The 20,324-nt window shown below is 75.8% G+C and carries 17 protein-coding genes; 12 read left to right on the top strand and 5 right to left on the bottom strand.

The genetic code is table 11. The features are described from left to right. The first annotated feature begins 15 nt into the window (after positions 1–15). Genes ACFQ8Y_RS15555 through ACFQ8Y_RS15545 form a run of 3 tightly spaced genes read left to right on the top strand, consistent with a single transcriptional unit; the run spans position 16 to position 5,317 of the window. On the top strand, positions 16–1,374 hold the full coding sequence (locus ACFQ8Y_RS15555) for an MFS transporter (protein WP_430552063.1): 1,359 nt from the start codon (positions 16–18) through the stop codon (positions 1,372–1,374). Beyond that, positions 1,371–3,635 (top strand): molybdopterin oxidoreductase family protein, encoded by a 2,265-nt coding sequence (locus tag ACFQ8Y_RS15550; protein WP_430586070.1) that lies wholly within the window; start codon positions 1,371–1,373, stop codon positions 3,633–3,635. Before ACFQ8Y_RS15555 ends, ACFQ8Y_RS15550 begins: the two co-directional genes overlap by 4 nt. Next, positions 3,632–5,317: an FAD-dependent oxidoreductase gene (locus tag ACFQ8Y_RS15545; RefSeq protein ID WP_430586069.1), complete on the top strand. Its 1,686-nt coding sequence runs from the start codon at positions 3,632–3,634 to the stop codon at positions 5,315–5,317. Before ACFQ8Y_RS15550 ends, ACFQ8Y_RS15545 begins: the two co-directional genes overlap by 4 nt. On the opposite strand, the gene ACFQ8Y_RS15540 is transcribed toward ACFQ8Y_RS15545, so the two are convergent. After that, positions 5,284–6,009, bottom strand: a complete 726-nt coding sequence (locus tag ACFQ8Y_RS15540; RefSeq protein WP_430586068.1) for a class I SAM-dependent methyltransferase — start codon at positions 6,007–6,009, stop codon at positions 5,284–5,286. The two genes, ACFQ8Y_RS15545 and ACFQ8Y_RS15540, sit on opposite strands and share 34 nt — an antisense overlap. On the opposite strand from ACFQ8Y_RS15540, the gene ACFQ8Y_RS15535 reads away from it, so the two are divergent. The 5 genes from ACFQ8Y_RS15535 to ACFQ8Y_RS15515 all read left to right on the top strand — a co-directional run bounded on the left by ACFQ8Y_RS15535 (position 6,008) and on the right by ACFQ8Y_RS15515 (position 11,657). Further along, positions 6,008–6,505 carry an AAA family ATPase gene (locus ACFQ8Y_RS15535; protein WP_430586067.1) on the top strand — a complete coding sequence of 166 codons (498 nt, stop codon included), beginning with the start codon at positions 6,008–6,010 and terminating at the stop codon, positions 6,503–6,505. The two genes, ACFQ8Y_RS15540 and ACFQ8Y_RS15535, sit on opposite strands and share 2 nt — an antisense overlap. Positions 6,506–6,609: 104 nt before the next feature. Continuing rightward, on the top strand, positions 6,610–9,294 hold the full coding sequence (gene nirB / locus ACFQ8Y_RS15530; RefSeq protein ID WP_430552068.1) for a nitrite reductase large subunit NirB: 2,685 nt from the start codon (positions 6,610–6,612) through the stop codon (positions 9,292–9,294). Next, entirely contained in the window at positions 9,291–9,713 is a 423-nt protein-coding gene (nirD, locus tag ACFQ8Y_RS15525; RefSeq protein WP_430552069.1) for a nitrite reductase small subunit NirD, read from the top strand. Before nirB ends, nirD begins: the two co-directional genes overlap by 4 nt. Further along, positions 9,710–10,513, top strand: a complete 804-nt coding sequence (cobA, locus tag ACFQ8Y_RS15520; RefSeq protein ID WP_430586066.1) for a uroporphyrinogen-III C-methyltransferase — start codon at positions 9,710–9,712, stop codon at positions 10,511–10,513. The genes nirD and cobA overlap by 4 nt, the downstream gene beginning before the upstream one ends. A 37-nt stretch (positions 10,514–10,550) precedes the next feature. After that, the gene (locus ACFQ8Y_RS15515; RefSeq protein WP_430586092.1) at positions 10,551–11,657 is read left to right on the top strand and encodes a uroporphyrinogen-III synthase; all 1,107 of its coding nucleotides are present in this window, start codon (positions 10,551–10,553) and stop codon (positions 11,655–11,657) included. A gap of 3 nt (positions 11,658–11,660) precedes the next feature. Here the strand turns inward: ACFQ8Y_RS15515 and ACFQ8Y_RS15510 are convergent, their stop codons facing one another. Genes ACFQ8Y_RS15510 through ACFQ8Y_RS15495 form a run of 4 tightly spaced genes read right to left on the bottom strand, consistent with a single transcriptional unit; the run spans position 11,661 to position 14,779 of the window. After that, positions 11,661–12,713, bottom strand: a complete 1,053-nt coding sequence (locus tag ACFQ8Y_RS15510; protein ID WP_430586065.1) for a sulfate/molybdate ABC transporter ATP-binding protein — start codon at positions 12,711–12,713, stop codon at positions 11,661–11,663. Next, positions 12,710–13,540: an ABC transporter permease gene (locus tag ACFQ8Y_RS15505; protein WP_430586064.1), complete on the bottom strand. Its 831-nt coding sequence runs from the start codon at positions 13,538–13,540 to the stop codon at positions 12,710–12,712. The genes ACFQ8Y_RS15510 and ACFQ8Y_RS15505 overlap by 4 nt, the downstream gene beginning before the upstream one ends. Before the next feature lie 37 nt (positions 13,541–13,577). Beyond that, positions 13,578–14,360 (bottom strand): molybdate ABC transporter substrate-binding protein, encoded by a 783-nt coding sequence (gene modA / locus ACFQ8Y_RS15500; RefSeq protein WP_430586063.1) that lies wholly within the window; start codon positions 14,358–14,360, stop codon positions 13,578–13,580. A gap of 23 nt (positions 14,361–14,383) precedes the next feature. Beyond that, positions 14,384–14,779 (bottom strand): TOBE domain-containing protein, encoded by a 396-nt coding sequence (locus ACFQ8Y_RS15495; protein ID WP_380241837.1) that lies wholly within the window; start codon positions 14,777–14,779, stop codon positions 14,384–14,386. A 91-nt stretch (positions 14,780–14,870) separates the two neighbouring features. On the opposite strand from ACFQ8Y_RS15495, the gene glp reads away from it, so the two are divergent. From glp to ACFQ8Y_RS15475, 4 genes are all read left to right on the top strand, one after another. Beyond that, positions 14,871–16,154, top strand: a complete 1,284-nt coding sequence (glp, locus tag ACFQ8Y_RS15490) for a gephyrin-like molybdotransferase Glp (RefSeq protein ID WP_430586062.1) — start codon at positions 14,871–14,873, stop codon at positions 16,152–16,154. After that, complete coding sequence (moaC, locus tag ACFQ8Y_RS15485; protein WP_430586061.1) at positions 16,151–16,696, top strand: cyclic pyranopterin monophosphate synthase MoaC; 546 nt, start codon at positions 16,151–16,153, stop codon at positions 16,694–16,696. The genes glp and moaC overlap by 4 nt, the downstream gene beginning before the upstream one ends. Next, on the top strand, positions 16,693–17,724 hold the full coding sequence (locus tag ACFQ8Y_RS15480) for a molybdenum cofactor biosynthesis protein MoaE (protein ID WP_430586060.1): 1,032 nt from the start codon (positions 16,693–16,695) through the stop codon (positions 17,722–17,724). The genes moaC and ACFQ8Y_RS15480 overlap by 4 nt, the downstream gene beginning before the upstream one ends. A 154-nt stretch (positions 17,725–17,878) precedes the next feature. Continuing rightward, positions 17,879–20,134 (top strand): PhoX family protein, encoded by a 2,256-nt coding sequence (locus ACFQ8Y_RS15475; protein ID WP_430586059.1) that lies wholly within the window; start codon positions 17,879–17,881, stop codon positions 20,132–20,134. Positions 20,135–20,324 lie beyond the last annotated feature (190 nt).

Below are 20,324 nucleotides of genomic sequence, written 5' to 3'. Positions count from 1 at the left end.
TCAGGAGGACACGCGATGGCTGCTCCGACCACGGCCGTTCCCACCACGGACGCCGCGCCCCCGGCCCCCGGCGCGCACACCCGCCCGGGCCGCTGGATCGACGACTGGCGCCCCGAGGACCCGGCATTCTGGGCCGGCGGAGGCCGCCGCGTCGCGCGCCGCAACCTGGTGCTCTCGGTGTTCGCCGAGTTCCTCGGGTTCTGCGTGTGGGCGCTCTGGTCGATCGTCGTGCCGCAGCTGCCCGCCGCCGGGTTCACGCTCACCACCGACCAGATGTTCTGGCTTATCGCGGTGCCCTCGCTCGTGGGCGCCACGCTCCGCATCCCCTACACCCTCGCGGTGCCGGTGTTCGGCGGACGGACGTGGACGGTCGTGTCGGCGTCGCTGCTGCTGATCCCCACGACGGCGCTGGCGGTCGTCGTGCAGCGGCCGGAGACGTCGTTCGGCGTGCTGCTCGCCGTCGCGGCGCTCGCGGGCTTCGGCGGCGGCAACTTCGCGTCGTCGATGGCGAACATCTCCTTCTTCTTCCCGGAGAAGGAGAAGGGCGCGGCCCTCGGCTGGAACGCCGCGGGCGGGAACCTGGGCACCGCCGTCGTGCAGCTCGTCGTGCCGCTGGTGATCGTGACCGGCGCGGGCGTGGCGCTGGAGCGGGCGAGCCTCGTGTTCGTCCCGTTCATCGTGCTGGCGGCGTTCCTCGCCTGGCGGTTCATGGACAACCTCGCGGCGGCGAAGGCCGACCCGCGCTCGTTCGCGGTGGCCGTCCGCCAGCCGCACACGTGGGTCATCTCGTTCCTCTACATCGGCACGTTCGGGTCGTTCATCGGCTTCTCGGGTGCTTTCCCGACGCTCCTGGCGGGGCAGTTCCCGGAGGTGAGCCTGTCGCTCGCCTTCCTGGGCGCGCTCGTGGGGTCGGTGGCCCGCCCGCTGGGCGGCATCCTCGCCGACCGCGTCGGCGGCGCCGTGGTCACGGTGTGCTGCTACGCCGTGATGATCGTCGGGGCGCTCGGCGCCATCTCCGCGCTGGGGAGCCACCGGTTCGGGCTCTTCTTCGCGTCGTTCCTCGTGCTGTTCGTCGCGACCGGCGTCGGCAACGGGTCCGTGTACCGGATGATCCCGGCGGCCTTCCGGGTCGCCGGGGCGGGGCGGGAGGCGTCGGCGACGGCCCGAGCGGCGGCCGGCTGCATCGGCATCGCCGGGGCCGTCGGAGCGCTCGGCGGGTTCTTCGTGCCCCGCGGGTTCGCGATGTCGACGTCGCTGACGGGCTCGCTGGTCGCCGCGCTGTGGGTGTTCGTCGGCGCGTACGCCGTGATGGCCGTCGTCACCTGGGCGGTGTACGCGCGCCGCGGCACCGCGATGCGGGCGGCGCGCGTATGACGACGGCGGGGGCCGCGGTCGCCACCCACTGCCCGTACTGCGCGCTGCAGTGCGGCATGGACCTCACGCCCGCCGGCCCCGCCGGCCCGGCGTCGGCGGGCCGGGCGGCGCTGCCCGTGTCGGTGGCGCCCCGGCAGTTCCCCACGAACGGCGGCGGGCTGTGCCAGAAGGGGTGGACCAGCGCGACCGTGCTGCGCGCGACCGACCGGCTCACGACGCCGCTCGTGCGCGGGGCGGACGGCGCGCTGGCTCCGGCGTCGTGGGACGACGCGCTCGACCTCGTGGCAGGGCGGCTCTCCGCGCTGGCGGCGGAGCACGGCCCTGCCGCCGTGGCCGTGTTCGGCGGCGGCGGGCTGACGAACGAGAAGGCGTACGCCCTCGGCAAGTTCGCCCGCACCGTGCTGCGCACGCCGTTCATCGACTACAACGGCCGGTTCTGCATGTCGTCGGCCGCCGCCGCGGGGAACCGGGCCTTCGGCCTGGACCGCGGGCTGCCGTTCCCGGTGACCGACCTGGCGGGGGCCGACGCGATCCTGCTGCTCGGCTCGAACGTGGCCGAGACGATGCCGCCGTTCGTGCAGCACCTCGCCGGCGCGCGCGCCGCGGGCGGGCTCGTCGTCGTCGACCCGCGCCGGTCGGCCACCGCCCGCCTCGCCGGTCCCGGCGAGGGGGTGCACCTGCAGCCTGTGCCCGGCACCGACCTCGTGGTGCTGCTGGCGCTGGTGCACGTGCTGGTGGCCGAGCGGCTCGTGGACCGCGCGTACGTGGAGGAGCGCACCACGGGGTTCGACGACGTCGCGCGGTCGGCCGCCGCCTGGTGGCCCGAGCGGGCGGAGACGGTGTGCGGCGTCCCCGCCGAGGAGCTGCGCCGGGTGGCGCGGCTGCTGGCCGCGGCGTCGCCGTCGCGCGGCGGGCGGGGCGCCTACGTGCTCACGGGGCGCGGCGTCGAGCAGTCGGCGCAGGGCACCGCGACCGTGACGGCGGCGATCTCCCTGGCGCTGGCCCTCGGGCTCCCCGGGCGCGTGGGGTCGGGGTACGGGTGCCTCACCGGGCAGGGCAACGGCCAGGGCGGGCGGGAGCACGGGCAGAAGTGCGACCAGCTGCCCGGCTACCGCAGGATCGACGACCCGGCCGCCCGCGCGCACGTCGCCGGGGTGTGGGGCGTGGACCCGGGGTCGCTGCCCGGGCCGGGCGTGCCCGCCGTGGAGCTGCTCACCTCGCTCGGGACGCCCGGAGGGCCGCGCGCGCTGCTGGTGCACGGCTCGAACGTCGTCGTGTCCGCGCCGAACGCCGACCGCGTGCGCGAGCGCCTCGCCGCCCTCGATCTGCTCGTGGTGTGCGACGTCGTACCGTCCGAGACCGCGCTGCTCGCCGACGTCGTCCTGCCCACCACCCAGTGGGCGGAGGAGGAGGGCACGATGACGAACCTCGAGGGCCGCGTGATCCGTCGCCGCCGCGCCACCGACGCCCCGGGCGACGCGCGCTCGGAGCTGTGGATCCTCGCGGAGCTCGCGCGCCGCCTGGGCTCCGACGTCGCCTTCCCGACCGACCCCGCCGTCGTGTTCGACGAGCTGGCGCGCGCGTCGGCCGGCGGCGTCGCGGACTACTCCGGGCTCAGCCACGCCCGGCTCGACGCGCACGACGCCGCCGGCGGCCCGGGACTGTACTGGCCGTGCCCGGCTGCCACCCCCGCGCTGTCAGGACCAGCGCGGGGCATACCCGCCGCGCATCCTGACAACTCGGGGGAGCACCCCGGGACGCCGCGCGTGTTCCTCGACCGGTTCGCGACGCCGGACGGTCGCGCCCGGATGGTCGCGGTCGACCATGCCGGGCCGTCGGACGACGTGCGCCCCGACGCGCCGACGTACCTCGTCACCGGGCGCGTGCTGCAGCACTACCAGTCGGGCGCGCAGACGCACCGCGTGCCCGAGCTGGAGCGGCTGGTGCCGGAGCCGTACGTCGAGCTGCACCCGCTGCTCGGGCTGCGGGTCGGGGTGCCGGACGGCGGCCGGGCGCGGCTCGTCTCGGCCCGCGGCGTCGTCGAGGCGACCGCCCGCTGGACCGACGCCGTCCGCCCGGACACCGTCTTCATGCCCTTCCACTGGAGCGGCGCGGGCAGCGTCAACCGCCTCACGAGCGACGCCGTCGACCCGGTCTCCGCGATGCCGGAGTTCAAGGTCTGCGCGGTGTCGGTGACACCGGCCGTGCCCGCCCCGGCCGTGGAGGCCCAGCACGTCGAGACCGTGGAGGTCCCCGCATGAGCGATCCGCAGCAGGACCCGCAGCAGGGCCTGCGCGTGCCGCACCGGGTGGTCGTCGTCGGCCACGGCATGGTGGGCGCGCGCCTCGCCGACGAGCTGTCCCGGCGCGACGCCGACGGCGCGCTCGACGTCACCGTGCTCGGCGCCGAACCGTACGAGCCGTACAACCGGGTGCTGCTGTCCGACGTCGTCGCCGGGCGCACGGACGTGGCGGCGATCGGCATGCCCCTGGTCGACGACGGCCGCACCCGGGTGCTGCGCGGCACCACCGCGGTGACCGTCGACCGGGTCGCCCGCGTCGTCCTGGCCGACGACGGCACCCGCCACCCCTACGACCACCTGGTCCTCGCCACCGGCGCGGCCGCACGCCTGCCCGACGTGCCCGGCCTCGGCACGGACGCCACGGCCCTGCCCGCCGGGGTGCACGCGCTGCGCACGCTCGACGACGCCCGCGAGGTGGTCGCCGCCACCGTGAACACCCCGCGCGCGGTGGTCGTCGGCGGCGGCGTGCTGGGCGTGGAGGTGGCGCTCGGTCTGGCCGGGCGCGGGCTGCCCACGACCCTCGTGCACGGCGCGGGCGCCCCGATGGACCGGCAGCTCGACGACCAGGCGGGCGCCGTGCTGCGCGGGGGCCTGGAGGCGGCGGGCGTGGCGGTGCGCACGGGGGTGCGGCCGCAGGAGGTGCTCGTCGTCGGGGGCCGGGCGGTCGGGGTGCGGCTCGACGGCGCGACCACCGAGCCGGGGGAGACGCTCGGCGCGGGCCTGGTCGTGCTGGCGTGCGGCACCGCGCCGGAGACGGCGCTGGCGCGGCGGTCCGGGCTCGCCGTCGAGCGGGGCGTCGTCGTGGGCCCCGACCTGGCGACCGTCACCGACCCCCGGGTCTTCGCGGTCGGCGACTGCGCGCAGCCGCCGGAGGGGTCGCGCGGGCTCGTCGCGGAGGGCTGGGACCAGGCGCGGCGGCTCGCCGAGCACCTCGTGGCGCTCGCGGCACGACCGCGCCCCGCCGCGGCGGTGCCCGCCGGGCCGCGCGAGCACCTGCGCCTGCCCGGCGACGGCGCGGGGCCGTCGATGGCGGTGCGCCTCGGCACGCTGCTGTCGTCGCGGGCCCCCGGGGCGCGTGCCGGCGGCGTCGACGCCCGGGGCACCGACGTCGTCAAGGTCAAGGCCGGGCCGCTCAGCGTGGTCGCGATGGGCCGCTGCGGCTCCGGGCGCGTCGCGGCCCCGGGGGAGCGGGCCGTGCGCCTCGCCGACCCCGCCGCGGGCCGCTACGTCGAGGCCGTGGTGGCGGACGGCGTCCTGGTCGGCGCGACGTGCGTGGGCGACGCCCGCGTGGCGGCCGACCTCACCGCCGCCTACACCCGCCGCACCCCCGTGCCCGCCGACCCGGCGTTCCTGCTGCTCACACCGGTCATGCCCGCCGCCGAGCCGGCGACCAGCCCGGAGCACATGCCCGACGACGCCACCGTGTGCCGCTGCAACGGCGTCACGAAGCACGACATCGCCGCCTGCGTGGCCGGCGGCGCGTCGACCCAGGACGACGTCGCGCGCGCCACCCGCGCCACCACCGGCTGCGGCAGCTGCACCGAGGCCGTGTGCGGGCTGGTGGAGTGGCTGGCCCGGGCGCGACCGGCGGGGCCGGAGACGGAGGATCAGGCGGTCGGGGAGGTCCACTCGAGCGTGTAGCGGAAGAACAGCCGCCGCCGGAACCGGGCGCCCGGCAGCACGCGGCGCGCGGTCTCGCGGACCTCGCCGTACGTCTCGCGCGCGTCGCGCACCGGCGCGGGCGGGCCGTCGTCGACAGGGGATCGGACGTCGCGGGCCGGTCGCGCGTTCTTGACCAGCCCGACGACCGGGTTGGCGAACGACGAGACCAGGTCGACGGCCAGGTCACGCGGTGCGCCGATCCGCGCCAGCCCGACCACCAGCAGCCGGCCGCCGGGCGCGAGCACCCCGGCGGCGTGCCGCAGCGCGGGCTCGAGGTCCATGTGGTGCAGGGAGGCGACCATGGTCACGACGTCGAACGAGCCGTCGGCGGGGACGTCCGCGAACCGCCCGTGCCGCACGCTGGTGCCGGGGTCGCCCGCGAACCGGGCGCGGGTGGCCTCGACCATGGGCCCGTCCACGTCGAGGCCCACCACCGTGGCCCCCGAGGCCCGCAGGCGGCCGACGAGGGCGCCGAGGCCGCACCCGACGTCGAGCGCGCGGTGCCTCCGGCGCGGCAGCCGTCGCAGGATCCAGCCGTGGAAGTGGTCGTTGTGGTTCCACGGGTGCCGGTCGTTGACCCGGCCGAGCCATCCCCCGACGGCGCGGACCAACGGGTTCGTCGTGGTGCGCGGGTCGAGCTGCGGCGTCGTCGTCGGCATCGTCGTCGGCATGGTCAGCGAGGGTAGCGTCACGACCGTGTCGCACCTCGTCCTGCTGTGCGGGCCCGCCGGCGCGGGCAAGTCCACGCACGCCCGCCGGTTCGCGGCCGACGGCTACGCGGTCGCGGCGGTCGACGAGATCGCGTGGGCGGCCGGGCACCCCGCCGTGCACCCGCTGCCCGACGACGACGCCCGCCGGGTGGCGGACGCCCTGCGGTGCCGGGTCGCGACGCTCCTCGACGAGGGCCGCGACGTCGTCGTCGACTCGTCGTTCTGGTCGCGCTCCGCGCGCGACGAGTACCGGGCCCTCGGTGCGGCGCACGGCGCGAGCACGCTCGTCGTCCTCGTCGACACGCCGCGCGACGTCGCCCTCGCCCGCGTGGCCGCCCGGGCCGCCGCGCACCCGCACGACGTCGTGCTCACGCCGGAGGTCGCGGCGGCGTACCACGACGGCTTCGAGGTCCCGACGCCGGACGAGGGGCCGCTGGAGGTCGTCCCGGGATGGTGAGCACCCGACCCTCTCGCGCGGGATGTTTCGCGCGTGAGGCAGATGTTCCCGTGAGGTAACCGTGGCCTGACGGCGGCGACACGGCGGCTCCCTACGTTCGGGTCATGAGCAGCGAGCCCCCCACCCCAGGCAGCGTCGACCGGCGGCACGTCGTCGTCGTGGGCGGCGGCATGGTCGCGCAGCGGTTCGTCGAGGCCCTCCGGGCCCGTGACGAGGCCGGCGCGTGGCGCGTGACCGTCTTCGCCGAGGAGCCGCGCAAGCCGTACGACCGCGTGGGCCTCACCCGCTACTTCGAGGTGCGCGACGCCGAGGAGCTGACGCTCGGCGACCCGGCGCTGTGGGACGACCCTCTGGTCGACCTGCACCGGGACTGCGCGGTCGCGTCGATCGACCGCGAGGCCCGCACCGTGACGGACCGCCTCGGCCGGGTGCACGCCTACGACGAGCTGGTGCTCGCCACGGGATCGAGCGCCGCGATGCCGCCCATCGACGGCAACGACCTGCCCGGCGTCTTCGTCTACCGCACCATCGACGACGTCGCCGCGCTGCGCGGCTGGGTGGAGGCGAAGCGCGAGGCGGGGCGCGTCGAGACGCGGGGCGGTGTGGTCGAGCGGCCGGTGCGGGGCGCCGTGGTCGGCGGCGGCCTGCTCGGGCTGGAGGCGGCGGGCGCGCTCAAGGCGCTCGGCGCGCAGGCCACGGTCATCCAGTTCGGCACGCACCTCATGGACGTGCAGATCGACCTCGGCGGCGGGCACGCGCTGAAGCGGCTCATCAACGACAAGGGCATCTCCGTCCGCACCGACACGGCGACGAAGGCGATCCGCCCGCACCGCCGCACCGGGCACGTGGGCCGGATGGACTTCGCGGACGGCGGGCGGCTCGACGTGGACGTCGTCGTGATGGCCACCGGGGTGCGGCCCCGCGACGAGCTCGCCCGCGCGGCCGGCCTGGAGGTCGGCGGTCGCGGCGGCGCCGTCGTCGACCTCACCTGCCGCACCGCCGACGAGCACGTCTGGGCGATCGGCGAGGTCGCGTGCATCGAGGGCCGCTGCCTCGGCCTGGTGGCGCCCGGCAACACGATGGCGGAGGTCGTGGCCGACCGGCTGCTCGGCGGCGAGGCGACGTTCCCCGGCGCGGACACGGCCACCAAGCTCAAGCTGTCGGGCGTCGACGTCGCGAGCTTCGGCGACGCGCACGGCCGCACCGAGAAGTCGGTCGAGATCGTGTGGGCCGACCCGCTGCGGGGCGTCTACAGCAAGCTGGTGATGGCCGACGACGCGCGCACCCTGCTGGGCGGCGTCTTCGTCGGCGACGCCGGTCCGTACGCCTCGCTGCGGCCGATGCTCGGCGCCGAGCTGCCGGGCGACCCGAGCGCGTTCCTGCTGCCCGAGGGTGCGGGCGGCGCGCCCACCCTCGAGCTGCCCGACGACGCGAACGTCTGCTCCTGCAACAACGTCTCGGCGGGCACGATCCGCGGCGCCGTGACGGAGCACGACTGCACCGACGTCGCGGGGGTCAAGGCGTGCACCCGCGCCGGCACCACGTGCGGCGCCTGCCTGCCGCTGGTCACCAAGCTGACGAAGACGGAGCTGGCCAAGGCCGGCGTCGAGGTGAGCAACGCGCTGTGCGAGCACTTCGAGCTCTCCCGCGCCCAGCTCTTCGACGCCGTGCGCGTGGCCGACCTGCACACGTTCAGCGAGATCATCGCCCGCTTCGGGCGGGTGCCCGACGCCCGCGGCTGCGACATCTGCAAGCCCACCGTGGCGTCCATCCTGGCCAGCCTCGGCAACGGGCACATCCTGGCGGGCGAGCAGGCGACCCTGCAGGACACCAACGACCACATGCTCGCCAACATGCAGAAGGACGGCACGTACTCGGTGGTGCCGCGCATGCCGGGCGGCGAGGTGACGCCCGAGGGGCTGATCGTCGTCGGGCAGGTCGCGAAGGACTTCGGCCTCTACACGAAGATCACCGGCGGGCAGCGGATCGACATGTTCGGCGCCCGCGTCGAGCAGCTCCCGGAGATCTGGCGGCGGCTCGTGGACGCCGGGTTCGAGTCCGGGCACGCCTACGGGAAGTCGCTGCGCACGGTGAAGTCGTGCGTCGGGTCGACCTGGTGCCGGTACGGCGTGCAGGACTCCGTGGGCATGGCCGTCGAGCTCGAGCTGCGGTACCGCGGCCTGCGCTCGCCGCACAAGCTCAAGCTCGGCGTCTCCGGCTGCGCCCGCGAGTGCGCGGAGGCGCGCGGCAAGGACGTCGGCGTGATCGCCACCGACCAGGGCTGGAACGTCTACGTGGGCGGCAACGGCGGGCAGACGCCCAGGCACGCGCAGCTCTTCGCCGAGAACCTCTCGTCGGCCGAGCTGCTGCGCACCATCGACCGCTTCCTCATGCTGTACATCCGCACCGCCGACCGGCTCCAGCGCACCGCCCCCTGGGTGGAGGAGTACGAGGGCGGCCTCGAGGCGATCCGCCAGGTCGTCGTCGAGGACTCCCTCGGCATCGGCGCGGACCTCGACGCGGCCATGGCGCAGCACGTCGAGGGGTACGAGGACGAGTGGAAGGCCGTGCTCGAGGACCCCGAGAAGCTGGCCCGGTTCGGTTCCTTCGTCAACGCCCCGACCACGCCCGACCCGACGCTCGCGTACGTGCCGGAGCGCGGGCAGAAGCGTCCGGCCACCGCGGACGAGGTCGCGTCCGGCGCTGACGGCCCTGTCGACCCCGAGCTCGTCTCCGCCCTCACCAGCCCCGTCCTCGTCGCCGGCCCCACCCTGGAGGTGCGCGCATGACCGCCCTGACCCCGAGCCCCACCGAGACGAGCACCGTCACGACCCTCGTCGACGGCCCCGGCTGGACCGCCGTCTGCCGGCTGGACGCGCTCGCCCCCGAGCGCGGCGCCGCCGCCCTGGTGACCGGCTCCGACGGCGAGGAGCTGCAGGTCGCGCTGTTCCGCCTGCTCGACGGCACGGTCTGCGCCGTGCAGCAGCTCGACCCGTACTCGGGCGCCCACGTCATGTCGCGCGGCATCGTCGGGACCCGCGGCGGCACGCCCACCGTGGCGTCGCCGGTGTACAAGCAGGTCTTCGAGCTGCACACGGGCCGCTGCCTCGACGCGGCGGGCAAGGAGCCCCGCGGCGGGCTGGCAGGTGACCTCGCGTCGTACCCGGTCGTCGTGTCCGGCGGCGTCGTGCACGTGGGAATCGGATGACGACGTCCGGCGCGGCCCCCGGCCGCGTCACCCTGGTCGGCGCCGGACCGGGCGCCGCCGACCTGCTCACCTACCGCGCGTGGCGCGCGCTGACGACGGCCGACGTCGTCGTCACGGACCGCCTGGTGCCGCGCGAGGTGCTCGACGACCTGGGCCCCGGCGTCGAGGTCGTCGATGTCGGCAAGACACCGGGCCGGCACACGCTGCCGCAGGAGGAGATCGACGCGCTGATCGTGGCGCGCGCCCTCGCCGGCCAGCGTGTGGTGCGCCTCAAGGGCGGCGACCCCTTCGTCTTCGGCCGCGGCGGGGAGGAGGTCGCGGCCTGCCGCGCCGCCGGGGTGCCGGTCGAGGTGGTGCCCGGGGTCTCGTCCGCGCTCGCCGCGCCCGCGCTGGCCGGGGTGCCGCTGACGCACCGGGGCACGACGACGGCGTTCCACGTCGTCACGGGCCACACCCGCGACGGCGGGGCGGGCGGCGACGTGCTGGACGACGTCTCCGTGGCGTGCGTGACCTCGCGGGCGGCGACGCTGGTCGTGCTCATGGGCGTGGCCGCGCTGCCGGGGATCGTCGCCCGCCTGCTGGACGCGGGCGCCGCGCCGGGAACGCCCGTCGCTATCGTGGAACGCGGTTCGCTGCCCGACCAGCGGGTCACGCGCGTCGCCCTCGACCTGGCCGCCAAGCGTGCCGAGGAGGTCGGGGTCCGCGCGCCGGCCGTGGTCGTGATCGGCGACGTGGCCCACGAGGAGCTGCTGGAGGTCGTGCGTGACGCAGGAGGAGCCGCAGGGCAGGCCGGTGGCTGACACCGCGCCGGGCCCCCGGCCGGCGCTGGGCCAGGTGATGGCGGGCTGCACGGTGCTCGTCACGGCCGACCGCCGCTCGGGCGAGCTGGCCGCCGCCCTGGAGCGCCGCGGCGCCTCCGTCCGGCACGCTCCGGCGCTGAGCATGATCCCGCACGTCGACGACGACGCCCTGATCGCCGCGACGCGCACCCTCGTCGCCGACCCGCCGGACGTCGTCGTCGCGACCACCGGCGTCGGGTTCCGCGCGTGGATCGAGGCCGCCGACGCGCACGGCCTCGCCGACGACCTGCTCGCCGTCCTGGGCCGGTCGCGGATCGTCGCCCGCGGCCCCAAGGCGCGCGGCGCGATCCAGGCCGCGGGGCTGCAGGCCGACTGGGTCGCGGAGTCGGAGACGTCGGCCGAGGTCGCCGAGGTGCTGCTCAGCGAGGGCGTGAGCGGGCTGCACGTCGCCATCCAGCACCACGGGGCGGGCGCCGACGGGCTGGACGTCGTGTTCGAGAAGGCGGGCGCGCGAGTGTCCGCGCTGGTCGTGTACCGGTGGGGGCCGCCGCCCGACCCGGCCGCCGTCGAGGCCTCCGTGCGTGCCGCCGCGGCGGGGGAGATCGACGCCGTCGCCTTCACGTCCGCGCCCGGCGCCGAGGCGTGGCTGCGCGCCGTCGAGAGCCAGGGCCTGCGCGACGCGGTCGTGGCGCGCTTCGCCGACGGGTCGATGGTCGCCGCCGCGGTCGGGCCCGTCACCGCGCGCCCGCTGGAGTCGCGCGGCATCCCGACCCTGCAGCCCGAGCGCGGCCGCCTCGGCGCCCTCGTGCGGTCGATCGTCGGCCACTACGAGCACCTGGAGTCGGTGGCCCTCGCCACCGTCGCGGGGCCGCTCGTCATCCGGGCCCGCGTCGCCGTCCTGGACCAGCAGGTGCTGCCGCTGTCGCCCACCGGCGTCGAGGTGCTGCGGCTGCTCGCCTCCGCGGGCGGCGACGTCGTGGGGCGCGAGCGGGTGCTCGACGTGCTGCCCGGCAGCTCCCGCGACCCGCACGCCGTCGAGGTCGCCGTCGCCCGCCTGCGCGACGCCACCGGCCGCCGCGACCTGGTCAAGACCGTCGTCAAGCGCGGCTACCGGCTGGAGCTCGCGCACGACGACGCGGTCTGAGGGTCACGCCGGGTAGACGTCGACCTCGGCCGCCTTGACCGACAGCCACACCCGCGCGCCGGGCACGAGGGACAGCTCGGCGGCGGCCTGCGGCGTGACGTCGGCGGCGAGGTGGTCGGTGCGCACGCGCACGAGGTCGCCCCGCGGCTCCAGCGAGGTCACCGTGCCTCGGAAGGTGTTGCGCGGGGAGCCGTGCCGCTCGTCGAGGTAGACGGCGACCGCGGCGGGGCGGAAGACGGCGGTCATGGGCGCGCCGACCGCGGCGTCGGGATCGCCGTGCCCGTGCACCATCTCCCCGGCGGGCGTGCGGACGCCGTCGCCGGTCCACGTCCCGGCCAGGAGGTTGAGCCCCGCGATCTTCGCCGCGAACGCGCTGCGCGGGCGGCTGAGCACCTGGGCGGTGGGGCCGCGCTCGACGACGCGCCCGCCCTCGACGACGGCGACCTCGTCGGCCAGCAGCAGGGCGTCGAGGACGTCGTGGGTCGTGATGATCGCGGTCTGGTCGGCGAGGAGCTGCTTGAGCGCCTGGCGCAGCGCGGGCGTGACGTCGACGTCGAGCGCGGCCATCGGCTCGTCGAGCAGCAGCAGCCGGGGCTCGGCCGCGAGCGCCCGCGCGACGGCGACGCGTTGGGCCTGTCCGCCGGACAGGGTCGACGGCGGGCGGTCGGCGAGGTGCGCGAGCCCGATCTGCTCCAGCCAGCGCCCGGCGGCGTCGTCCGCGTCCCGGCGTCGCACGCCCTGAGAGCGCGGGCCGAACGCGACGTTCTGCCGCACGGTCAGGTGCGGGAACAGCAGGGCCTCCTGCGCGAGCAGCGCGACCTGCCGGGCGTGCGGCGGCACCCAGGTGCGCGTGCGGCCGGCCTCGGCGCGCACCAGGGGGCGCCCGTCGAGCACGATCTCGCCGTCGTGCGGCCGCAGGGTCCCGGCCGCGAGGCCGAGCGCGGTGGACTTGCCCGCGCCGTTGGGGCCGAGCAGCGCGAGGGTGCGGCCCTCGGGGACGTCGAGCTCGACGTCGAACCCGCGGGCCGGCAGCGTGGCGGCGAAGGTGAGCGTCACAGCGGGCTCCGGTCCCGCTGACCCTGCCTGGTGGCGGCGATGACGAGGACGGCGACGACGACGAGCAGCAGGGAGAGGGCCACCGCGGCGTCGGGGTCGGTCTCGCGCTGCAGGTAGATCTCCAGCGGCAGGGTGCGCGTGACGCCCTGGAGGCTGCCGGCGAACGTGATGGTGGCGCCGAACTCGCCGAGGGCGCGGGCGAACGACAGCACCGCGCCCGACAGCAGCCCCGGCCACACGAGGGGGAGCGTCACGCGCCGCAGCACCGTCGTGGGACGCGCGCCGAGCGACGCCGCGACCACCTCGTAGCGGGCGCCGGCCGTGCGCAGCGCACCCTCGAGGCTCGTGACGAGGAACGGCAGCGCGACGAACGTCTGGGCGAGCACCACCGCCGTCGTCGAGAACGCGATCTGCAGGCCGGCGACCTCGAGGGTCTCCCCGAGCAGCCCGCGGCGGCCGAACGTGTAGAGCAGCGCGATGCCGCCGACCACGGGCGGCAGCACGAGCGGCACCATCACCAGCGAGCGCAGCAGGTCGATCCCGGGGAAGCGGCACCGCGCCAGCACCAGCGCCATCGGGATGCCGAGCACCAGGCACACCACCGTGCTGGCCGCCGACGTCTGGAGACTCAGCAGCAGCGCGGCCCGCGCCGACTCGCTGGTGATCAGCGACCAGTAGCTCGACCAGTCGACCCGCGTGGCCATCGCGACCAGCGGCAGCAGCACGAACAGTCCGCCCACCGCGGCGGGCACGAAGGCCCACCGCGGCAGGCCGACGGCCGCCTCCGGGCTGTGGCGGAGGCGGCGGTCGGTGCGGGTCGTGGTCATGCGCGTGTCACGGAGGTGTCAGGGCCGCGAGGGGCGGTCAGGGTGCCGCGAAGCCGAAGCCGGACAGCGTCTGCTGCCCATCGTTGGACAGCACGAGGGCGACGAACTCCTGCGCGAGGTCGGCGTGGTCGGTGTCGGCCACCGTCGCGATCGGGTAGGTGTTCACCGCGCTGGTGGACTCGGTGAACTCGATGCCCTCGACGGCGTCGCCCGCGGCGGCGACGTCCGTGACGTACACCAGCCCGGCGTCGGCCTCGCCCGCGGTCACCTTGCCGAGCACGTCGGTGACGCTCTGCTCCTCGCTCACCGGCGTCAGGTCGAGCCCCGCGGCGTCGGCGACCTTCGCGGAGGCGGCCCCGCACGGCACCTCCGGCGCGCAGAGCACCAGCTTCACCGCGGGGTCGGCCAGGTCGTCGAGCGTCTCGACACCGGCCGGGTTGCCCGGCGGGACGGCGATCTCCAACGTGTTGGTGGCGAAGTCCTGGGGGTCCGTGACCAGGTCGTCGGCGACCAGCTTGTCCATGTTCGCGGTGTCCGCCGAGGCGAACACGTCAGCCGGCGCGCCCTGCTGGATCTGCGCCACCAGGTCCGACGACCCGGCGAAGCTCAGCTGCACGTCCACGCCCTCGTGGGCCGCCTCGAACTGCTCGGCGAGGTCCTCGAACGAGCCCTTGAGCGACGCGGCGGCGAACACCGTGAGCGTCGTCGTGCCGGCCTCCGCGCCGTCGTCCCCCGACGCCGTCGTGCCGCAGCCCGCCAGCGCCGTCACGGCAGCGCCGATCGACAGGGCCGCCACCCCGGCGGCGATGTGCTTCCTCATGCGTCTCCTCGGTCGGGGGCCGGTCATGCCTCGGCCTCGATCACGACGGTCGTCGACTTGATGACCGCCACCGCCACGGAGCCGCGCTCCAGCCCGAGGTCGCGCACGGCCTCGCTGCTCATGAGCGACACCACGCGGAACGGGCCGCACTGCAGCTCCACCTGCGCCATCACCGTGTCCACCTGCAGGTCCGTGACGAGCCCGACGAAGCGGTTGCGCGCCGAGCTCTTCATCCCGCCCGGCAGCGCCGGGACGGTCGCGTGCTCGCGCGCGACCATCGCCACCTCGTACCCGTCGACGACCTTGCGGCCCGACGCGTCCGTCGTGGACCCGAGCAGCCCGCGATCGATCCACCGGCGCACCGTGTCGTCGCTGACGCCGAGGTACACGGACGCTTCCGAAACTCGCATGTGCGGCACGATCGGAAGCATAGCCCCGCATCTGCGGGGAGTGCTGCGGGGGCGGAGCTCGCCGGGGACCGCGGGCGGTGGAGAACATAGGCTGACGCCCGTGCATGACGACGTGACGCGGCGACGGTCGGTGGCCGACCACGCCGCCGCGGTGGCGGAGCTGGTCGAGCCCGCGCTGGCGGCGGCGCGCGGGCGGGCGTCCGCGCGGGTCGACATCTCGACCCTGCTGACGCAGGTCGGCGCCGGCGCCGGGCTCTCGCCCCGGGTGCTGGCGCGCGACGCGACGGCCGCCGTCGCGCTGCCCGGCTTCGACAACTCCCAGATGGACGGCTACGCGGTGCGCTCGGCGGACCTGGACGGCGCGTCCGGCCCGGTGGTCCTGCCCGTCGTCGCGCCCGTCCCCGCCGGCACGCAGCCGCCGCCGCTCGAGCCGGGCACGGCGGCTCCCGTGATGACCGGGGCGCCGGTGCCCGCGGGCGCCGACGCCGTCGTCCGGATCGAGGACGCCGACCCGCCGCGCTTCCCGGACCCGGAGACCGTCGCGACGGTCCGGTTCGCCGCCCCCGTCTTGCCGGGCACGTTCGTGCGCGCCGCGGGCTCCGACGTCGCGGCGGGCGACGTGCTGGTCGCTGCCGGGACGCCGCTCGGCGCACCCCAGCTCGGCGCGCTCGTCGCCGCGGGCGTCGCGACCGTCGACGTCGCCGCACCGCCGCACGTGCTGCTCGTCTCCACCGGGTCGGAGCTGGCCCCAGCGGGCGCGCCGCTCGGCCCGGCGCAGGTGCACGACGCCAACGGTGCCGCGCTCACCGCCGCGCTCGGGCAGGCCGGCGCCCGCGTCACGACCCGCGTCGCGCCGGACCGGCCCGACGCGCTGCTCCGGGTGCTCGCGGACGCGCCGGGCGACGTGGCCCTCGTCGTCACGACCGGCGGTGTCTCCGCCGGGGCGTACGAGGTGGTGCGCCAGACCCTCACGGGCGCCTGGTTCGGGCACGTCGCCGTCCAGCCGGGCGGGCCGCAGGGCCTCGGCACGGTGACCCTCGGCTCCGGGCAGGACGTGCCGCTCGTCGCGTTCCCCGGCAACCCGGTCAGCGCGTACGTGTCGTTCGAGCTGTTCCTGCGCCCGGTGCTCGCCGCGGCGACGGGCGCGGCGCCCGCCCGCCGGGCCACCGGTCGCGCAGCCCTCGCCGAGCCGCTCGACTCACCCCCCGCGCTGCACCAGGTGCGGCGGGGCGAGCTCGACGCCGACGGTCGCGTGCACATGACCGGCGGCCCCGGCTCGCACCTGCTGACCCACCTCGCCGCCGCGACGGTCCTCGTGCACGTGCCGCCCGGCGTCGCGCACCTCGACGCCGGCGAACCCGTCGACTACCAGGAGCTCCGTTGACCGATCCCTCGACCGACCCGGCCGACCCGACGCAGGGCCTGACCCACTACCGTGCCGACGGCGCGGCGCACATGGTCGACGTCTCCGCCAAGGACGTGACGAAGCGCGAGGCCACCGCGGCCGGGGTGCTGCGCACGCGGGCCGACGTCGTCGCGCGGATCGCATCGGGCGACCTGCCGAAGGGCGAGGCGATCGCCACCGCCCGCATCGCGGGGATCCTGGGCGCGAAGCGCACCCCGGACCTCGTGCCGCTGTGCCACCCGCTGCCGATCTCCGGCGTGGAGATCGACGTCGTGCCCGCCTCCGACGGCTCCGGCACGGTGGCGATCACCGCGACCGTGCGCACCACCGGCCGCACCGGCGTCGAGATGGAGGCGCTCACCGCGGTCACCGTCGCCGGGCTGACGCTCTACGACATGATCAAGGCGGTCGACAAGGCGGCCGTGCTCACGGACGTGCAGGTGGTGGCCAAGTCGGGCGGCAAGTCCGGCGACTGGTCGCGCCCGGCGACGTCCTCCGAGACGCACGGGCAGGACGCATGACCGGCACGCGCGAGCACCACGAAGGGCACGGTGGCGGGCACCCCGAGCGCCGCGTCGCCGTCGTCGTCGCCTCCGACCGGGCCGCGGCGGGGGAGTACGAGGATCGGTCGGGCCCGGCGGCCGTCGCGTGGTTCGCGGCCCGCGGCTGGCGCACGTCGCCGCCCGTCGTCGTGCCCGACGGCGAGCCCGTGCGGGAGGCGTTGGCCGACCTGCTGGTCGCTGCCCCCGACGACGTGCCGCACCTGATCGTCACCAGCGGGGGCACCGGCCTCGGCCCGCGCGACCGCACCCCGGAGGCGACCCGCGCCGTCCTGGACCGCGAGGTGCCGGGGATCGCCGAGCTCGTCCGCGCGCGCTCGCTCGCGCCCACGGACCCCACGAAGCGGGCCGTCCCGGCGGCGGCCCTGTCCCGCGGCGTGGCCGGGGTGGCCGGCCGCACGTTGGTCGTCAACCTGCCCGGCTCCGTCGGCGGCGTGACCGACGGCCTCGACGCGCTCGCCGAGGTGCTCACCCACGCCGTCGACCAGCTCGCGGGCGGCGACCATCCCACGCCGGTGGGCCAGGAGCCTGACGCGCCCGCGGATGTCGCCGTGCTGCGCGCCGACGTCGTCGACGCGCCCCTGGACCCGCTGCTCGCGGAGCTGAGCGCGCTGGTGCGCGACGACGCGTGCGGCGCGGTGGCGACGTTCACCGGGTACGTCCGTGACCACGACGGCGGTCGCGGCGTCGCGCACCTGCACTACGAGGCGCACCCGGACGCCGCGACGGTGCTGCGGACGGTGGCGGAGCGCGTCGCGCACCGCACGGCCGCGGCGACGGGGGACCGCGTCCGCGTCGCCGTCGTGCACCGCACGGGCGACCTGACGATCGGCGACGTCGCGGTGGTGGCGGCCGTGGCCGCGGGGCACCGCCAGGCGGCGTTCACCGCCGCGTCGGACCTGGTCGAGGAGCTCAAGGCCGAGGTGCCGATCTGGAAGGAGCAGGGCTTCGACGACGGCACGTCGGAGTGGGTCGCCTCGCTCGGCTGACTCGTCGCGGAGGGGCCGCGACGGCGACGAGCCAGCAGGTCACCTGCTGTTCACCTGAGGGTCGGTGTCACGACGACGTGACGCCATCGGTGCTCCCTACCGTCGGGCTCGTCACCCCCGGTCCCGTCACCGCCCTATCTCAGGAGTGCCACCGATGACGATCGCCCCCGAGTCGCGCCCGCTGCTGGAGCTCGCGGCCACGCCTCACACCCCCCACTACGCCCGCGGCAAGCGCAGCGCGGTCACGTGCCGCCTCAAGTGCGCCGACGCGTGCTCGCACCCCGCGCCCAACGAGTCCGCCAACGAGTACTTCCGCGACGTCGCGGCGCGGGCCCTGTCCCGCCGCGTCATGCTCGGCGGCCTCGCCGCCGCGGCCGCCACCGTCGTCGTCGGCGCGCAGGTCGCCGGCGCGCCCGGCGCGGGCGCCGTCACGTCTTCCGGAGCTGCCGCGGGCCGCGGCTCCGGCAAGGGCCTCGCCTTCGGCGCCATCGCGCCGCAGGACGCCGGCGTGGACGCCTTCGTCGTGCCCGAGGGCTACGAGTGGTCGCCGATCATCCGCTGGGGCGACCCGATCCTGCCCGGCGGCCGCGCGTTCGACGCGGCGAACCAGACGCCGGAGCAGCAGGCCAAGCAGTTCGGCTACAACGTCGACTACCTCGACATCCTGCCGGCCGACCCGGACGACGTCCGCCCCCGCGGCGGCAAGACGAAGCGCGGCACGCGCGGGCTGCTCGTGAGCAACCACGAGTACACCAACGCCGGGATCATGTTCGACGCGTCGTACGACGCGGCCACGCGGCGCGCGATCGAGCGCGCCGCCTGGGGGCTGTCGGTCGTCGAGGTGCGTCGCGACCGCGAGGGCTCGCCGTGGACGTACTCGCGGATCAGCCGCTACAACCGCCGCATCACGGTGGAGACCGAGTTCCGGGTGGACGGCCCGGCGGCAGGCTCCTACCTGATGAAGACGGTCGAGGACCCGAGCGGCACCCGCGTGCGCGGCACCCTCAACAACTGCGCGGGCGGCACCACGCCGTGGGGCACGGTCGTCTCCGGCGAGGAGAACTACAACGCGAACTTCCGCGTCAGCGGCAAGGACCCGCGGGACGCGCGGTACGGCCTGGCCGACAAGGCGACCAGCTACGGCTGGGAGCTCGACGACCCGCGGTTCGACGGTCGCAACCCCGGCTACGAGTACGAGAGCCACCGCTTCGGCTGGATCGTCGAGGTGGACCCGTACGAGCCCGACGAGGCGCCGGTGAAGCACACGGCGATGGGCCGCTTCAAGCACGAGGGAGCCAACGTCATCCTGTCGAAGCGCGGCCACGCCGTGGCGTACATGGGCGACGACGAGCGCTTCGACTACGTGTACAAGTTCGTGTCGAAGAACCGCTTCCGCGAGGGCAGCAGCCGCGGGGCGCGCCGGCACAACAAGACCCTGCTCTCCGAGGGCGACCTGTACGTCGCGCGGTTCCGGGGCGACTCCCCGGCGTCCGAGATCGACGGCACGGGCGCGGTCCCGTCCGACGGCGCCTTCGACGGCACGGGCGAGTGGGTGGCGCTGGTCAAGGACGGCGAGTCGCAGGTGCCGGGCATGACCACGGAGGAGGTGCTCGTCTTCACGCGGCTGGCCGCGGACGCCGTCGGCGCCACCAAGATGGACCGACCGGAGGACGTGGAGCCCAACCCGCTCACCGGCCGCATCTACGTGGCGTGCACCAACAACACCGACCGCGGTAAGGAGGGCAAGGAGGGCGCCACCGAGCCCAACCCGCGCACCACCAACCGCGACGGCCACGTCGTGGAGATCATCGAGGACCGCGGCGACCAGACCGCCACCACGTTCACGTGGAACCTGCTGCTCGTCGCGGGCGACCCGTCCGTGAACGACTCGACGTACTTCTCCGGCTTCCCCGCCGACAAGGTGTCCCCGATCTCGTGCCCGGACAACCTCGCGTTCGACGCCGAGGGCAACCTGTGGATCTCCACCGACGGCGCGCCGTCGACGATCCAGAAGTGCGACGGGCTGTTCAAGGTCACGCTCTCCGGGCGCCAGCGGGGACGCGTCGAGCAGTTCCTGTCGGTGCCGCGAGAGGCCGAGACGTGCGGGCCGGTCGTGGACTCCCGCGACGCGATGGTCTACGTCAACGTCCAGCACCCGGGCGAGAACGGCAGCACCGCCGCCCAGAACTCCTATTTCCCGGACTACCTCGCCGAGGGCGAGCGGGTTCCGGCCGGCGCCTGGCGCGGCCCGCGGCCGTCCACGATCCAGGTCTACAAGGCCGGCCGCGGCGAGCACCCGGGCAACGGCCACGGCAACGGCAACGGTCACGGGAACGGCAACGGTCACGGGAACGGCAAGGGCGACGGCTGGGACGGCCCCGGCCCGTTCCCCTGGCCCCGCCACCGCTGACCGCGAGGTAGTTCCGGTCTCGCCGAGGTAGTTCCGGTCTCGCCGAGGTAGTGGACCAGACCACTACCTCGGCGAGAGCTGGACTACCTCGCGGGTTCTCGAACTACCTCGCGGGGGCACGGACCACCTCGGCACGGGCGGACCACCTCGTGGTGACTCGGACCACCTCGTGGTGACTCGGGCCCCCTCG

The sequence above is a fragment of the Isoptericola sp. NPDC056605 genome (genome assembly GCF_042792795.1).
Classification (GTDB): Bacteria; Actinomycetota; Actinomycetes; order Actinomycetales; family Cellulomonadaceae; genus Isoptericola.
The sequence above is the reverse complement of the archived record's forward strand: the minus strand, read 5'-3'. Positions and strand labels throughout refer to the sequence as shown.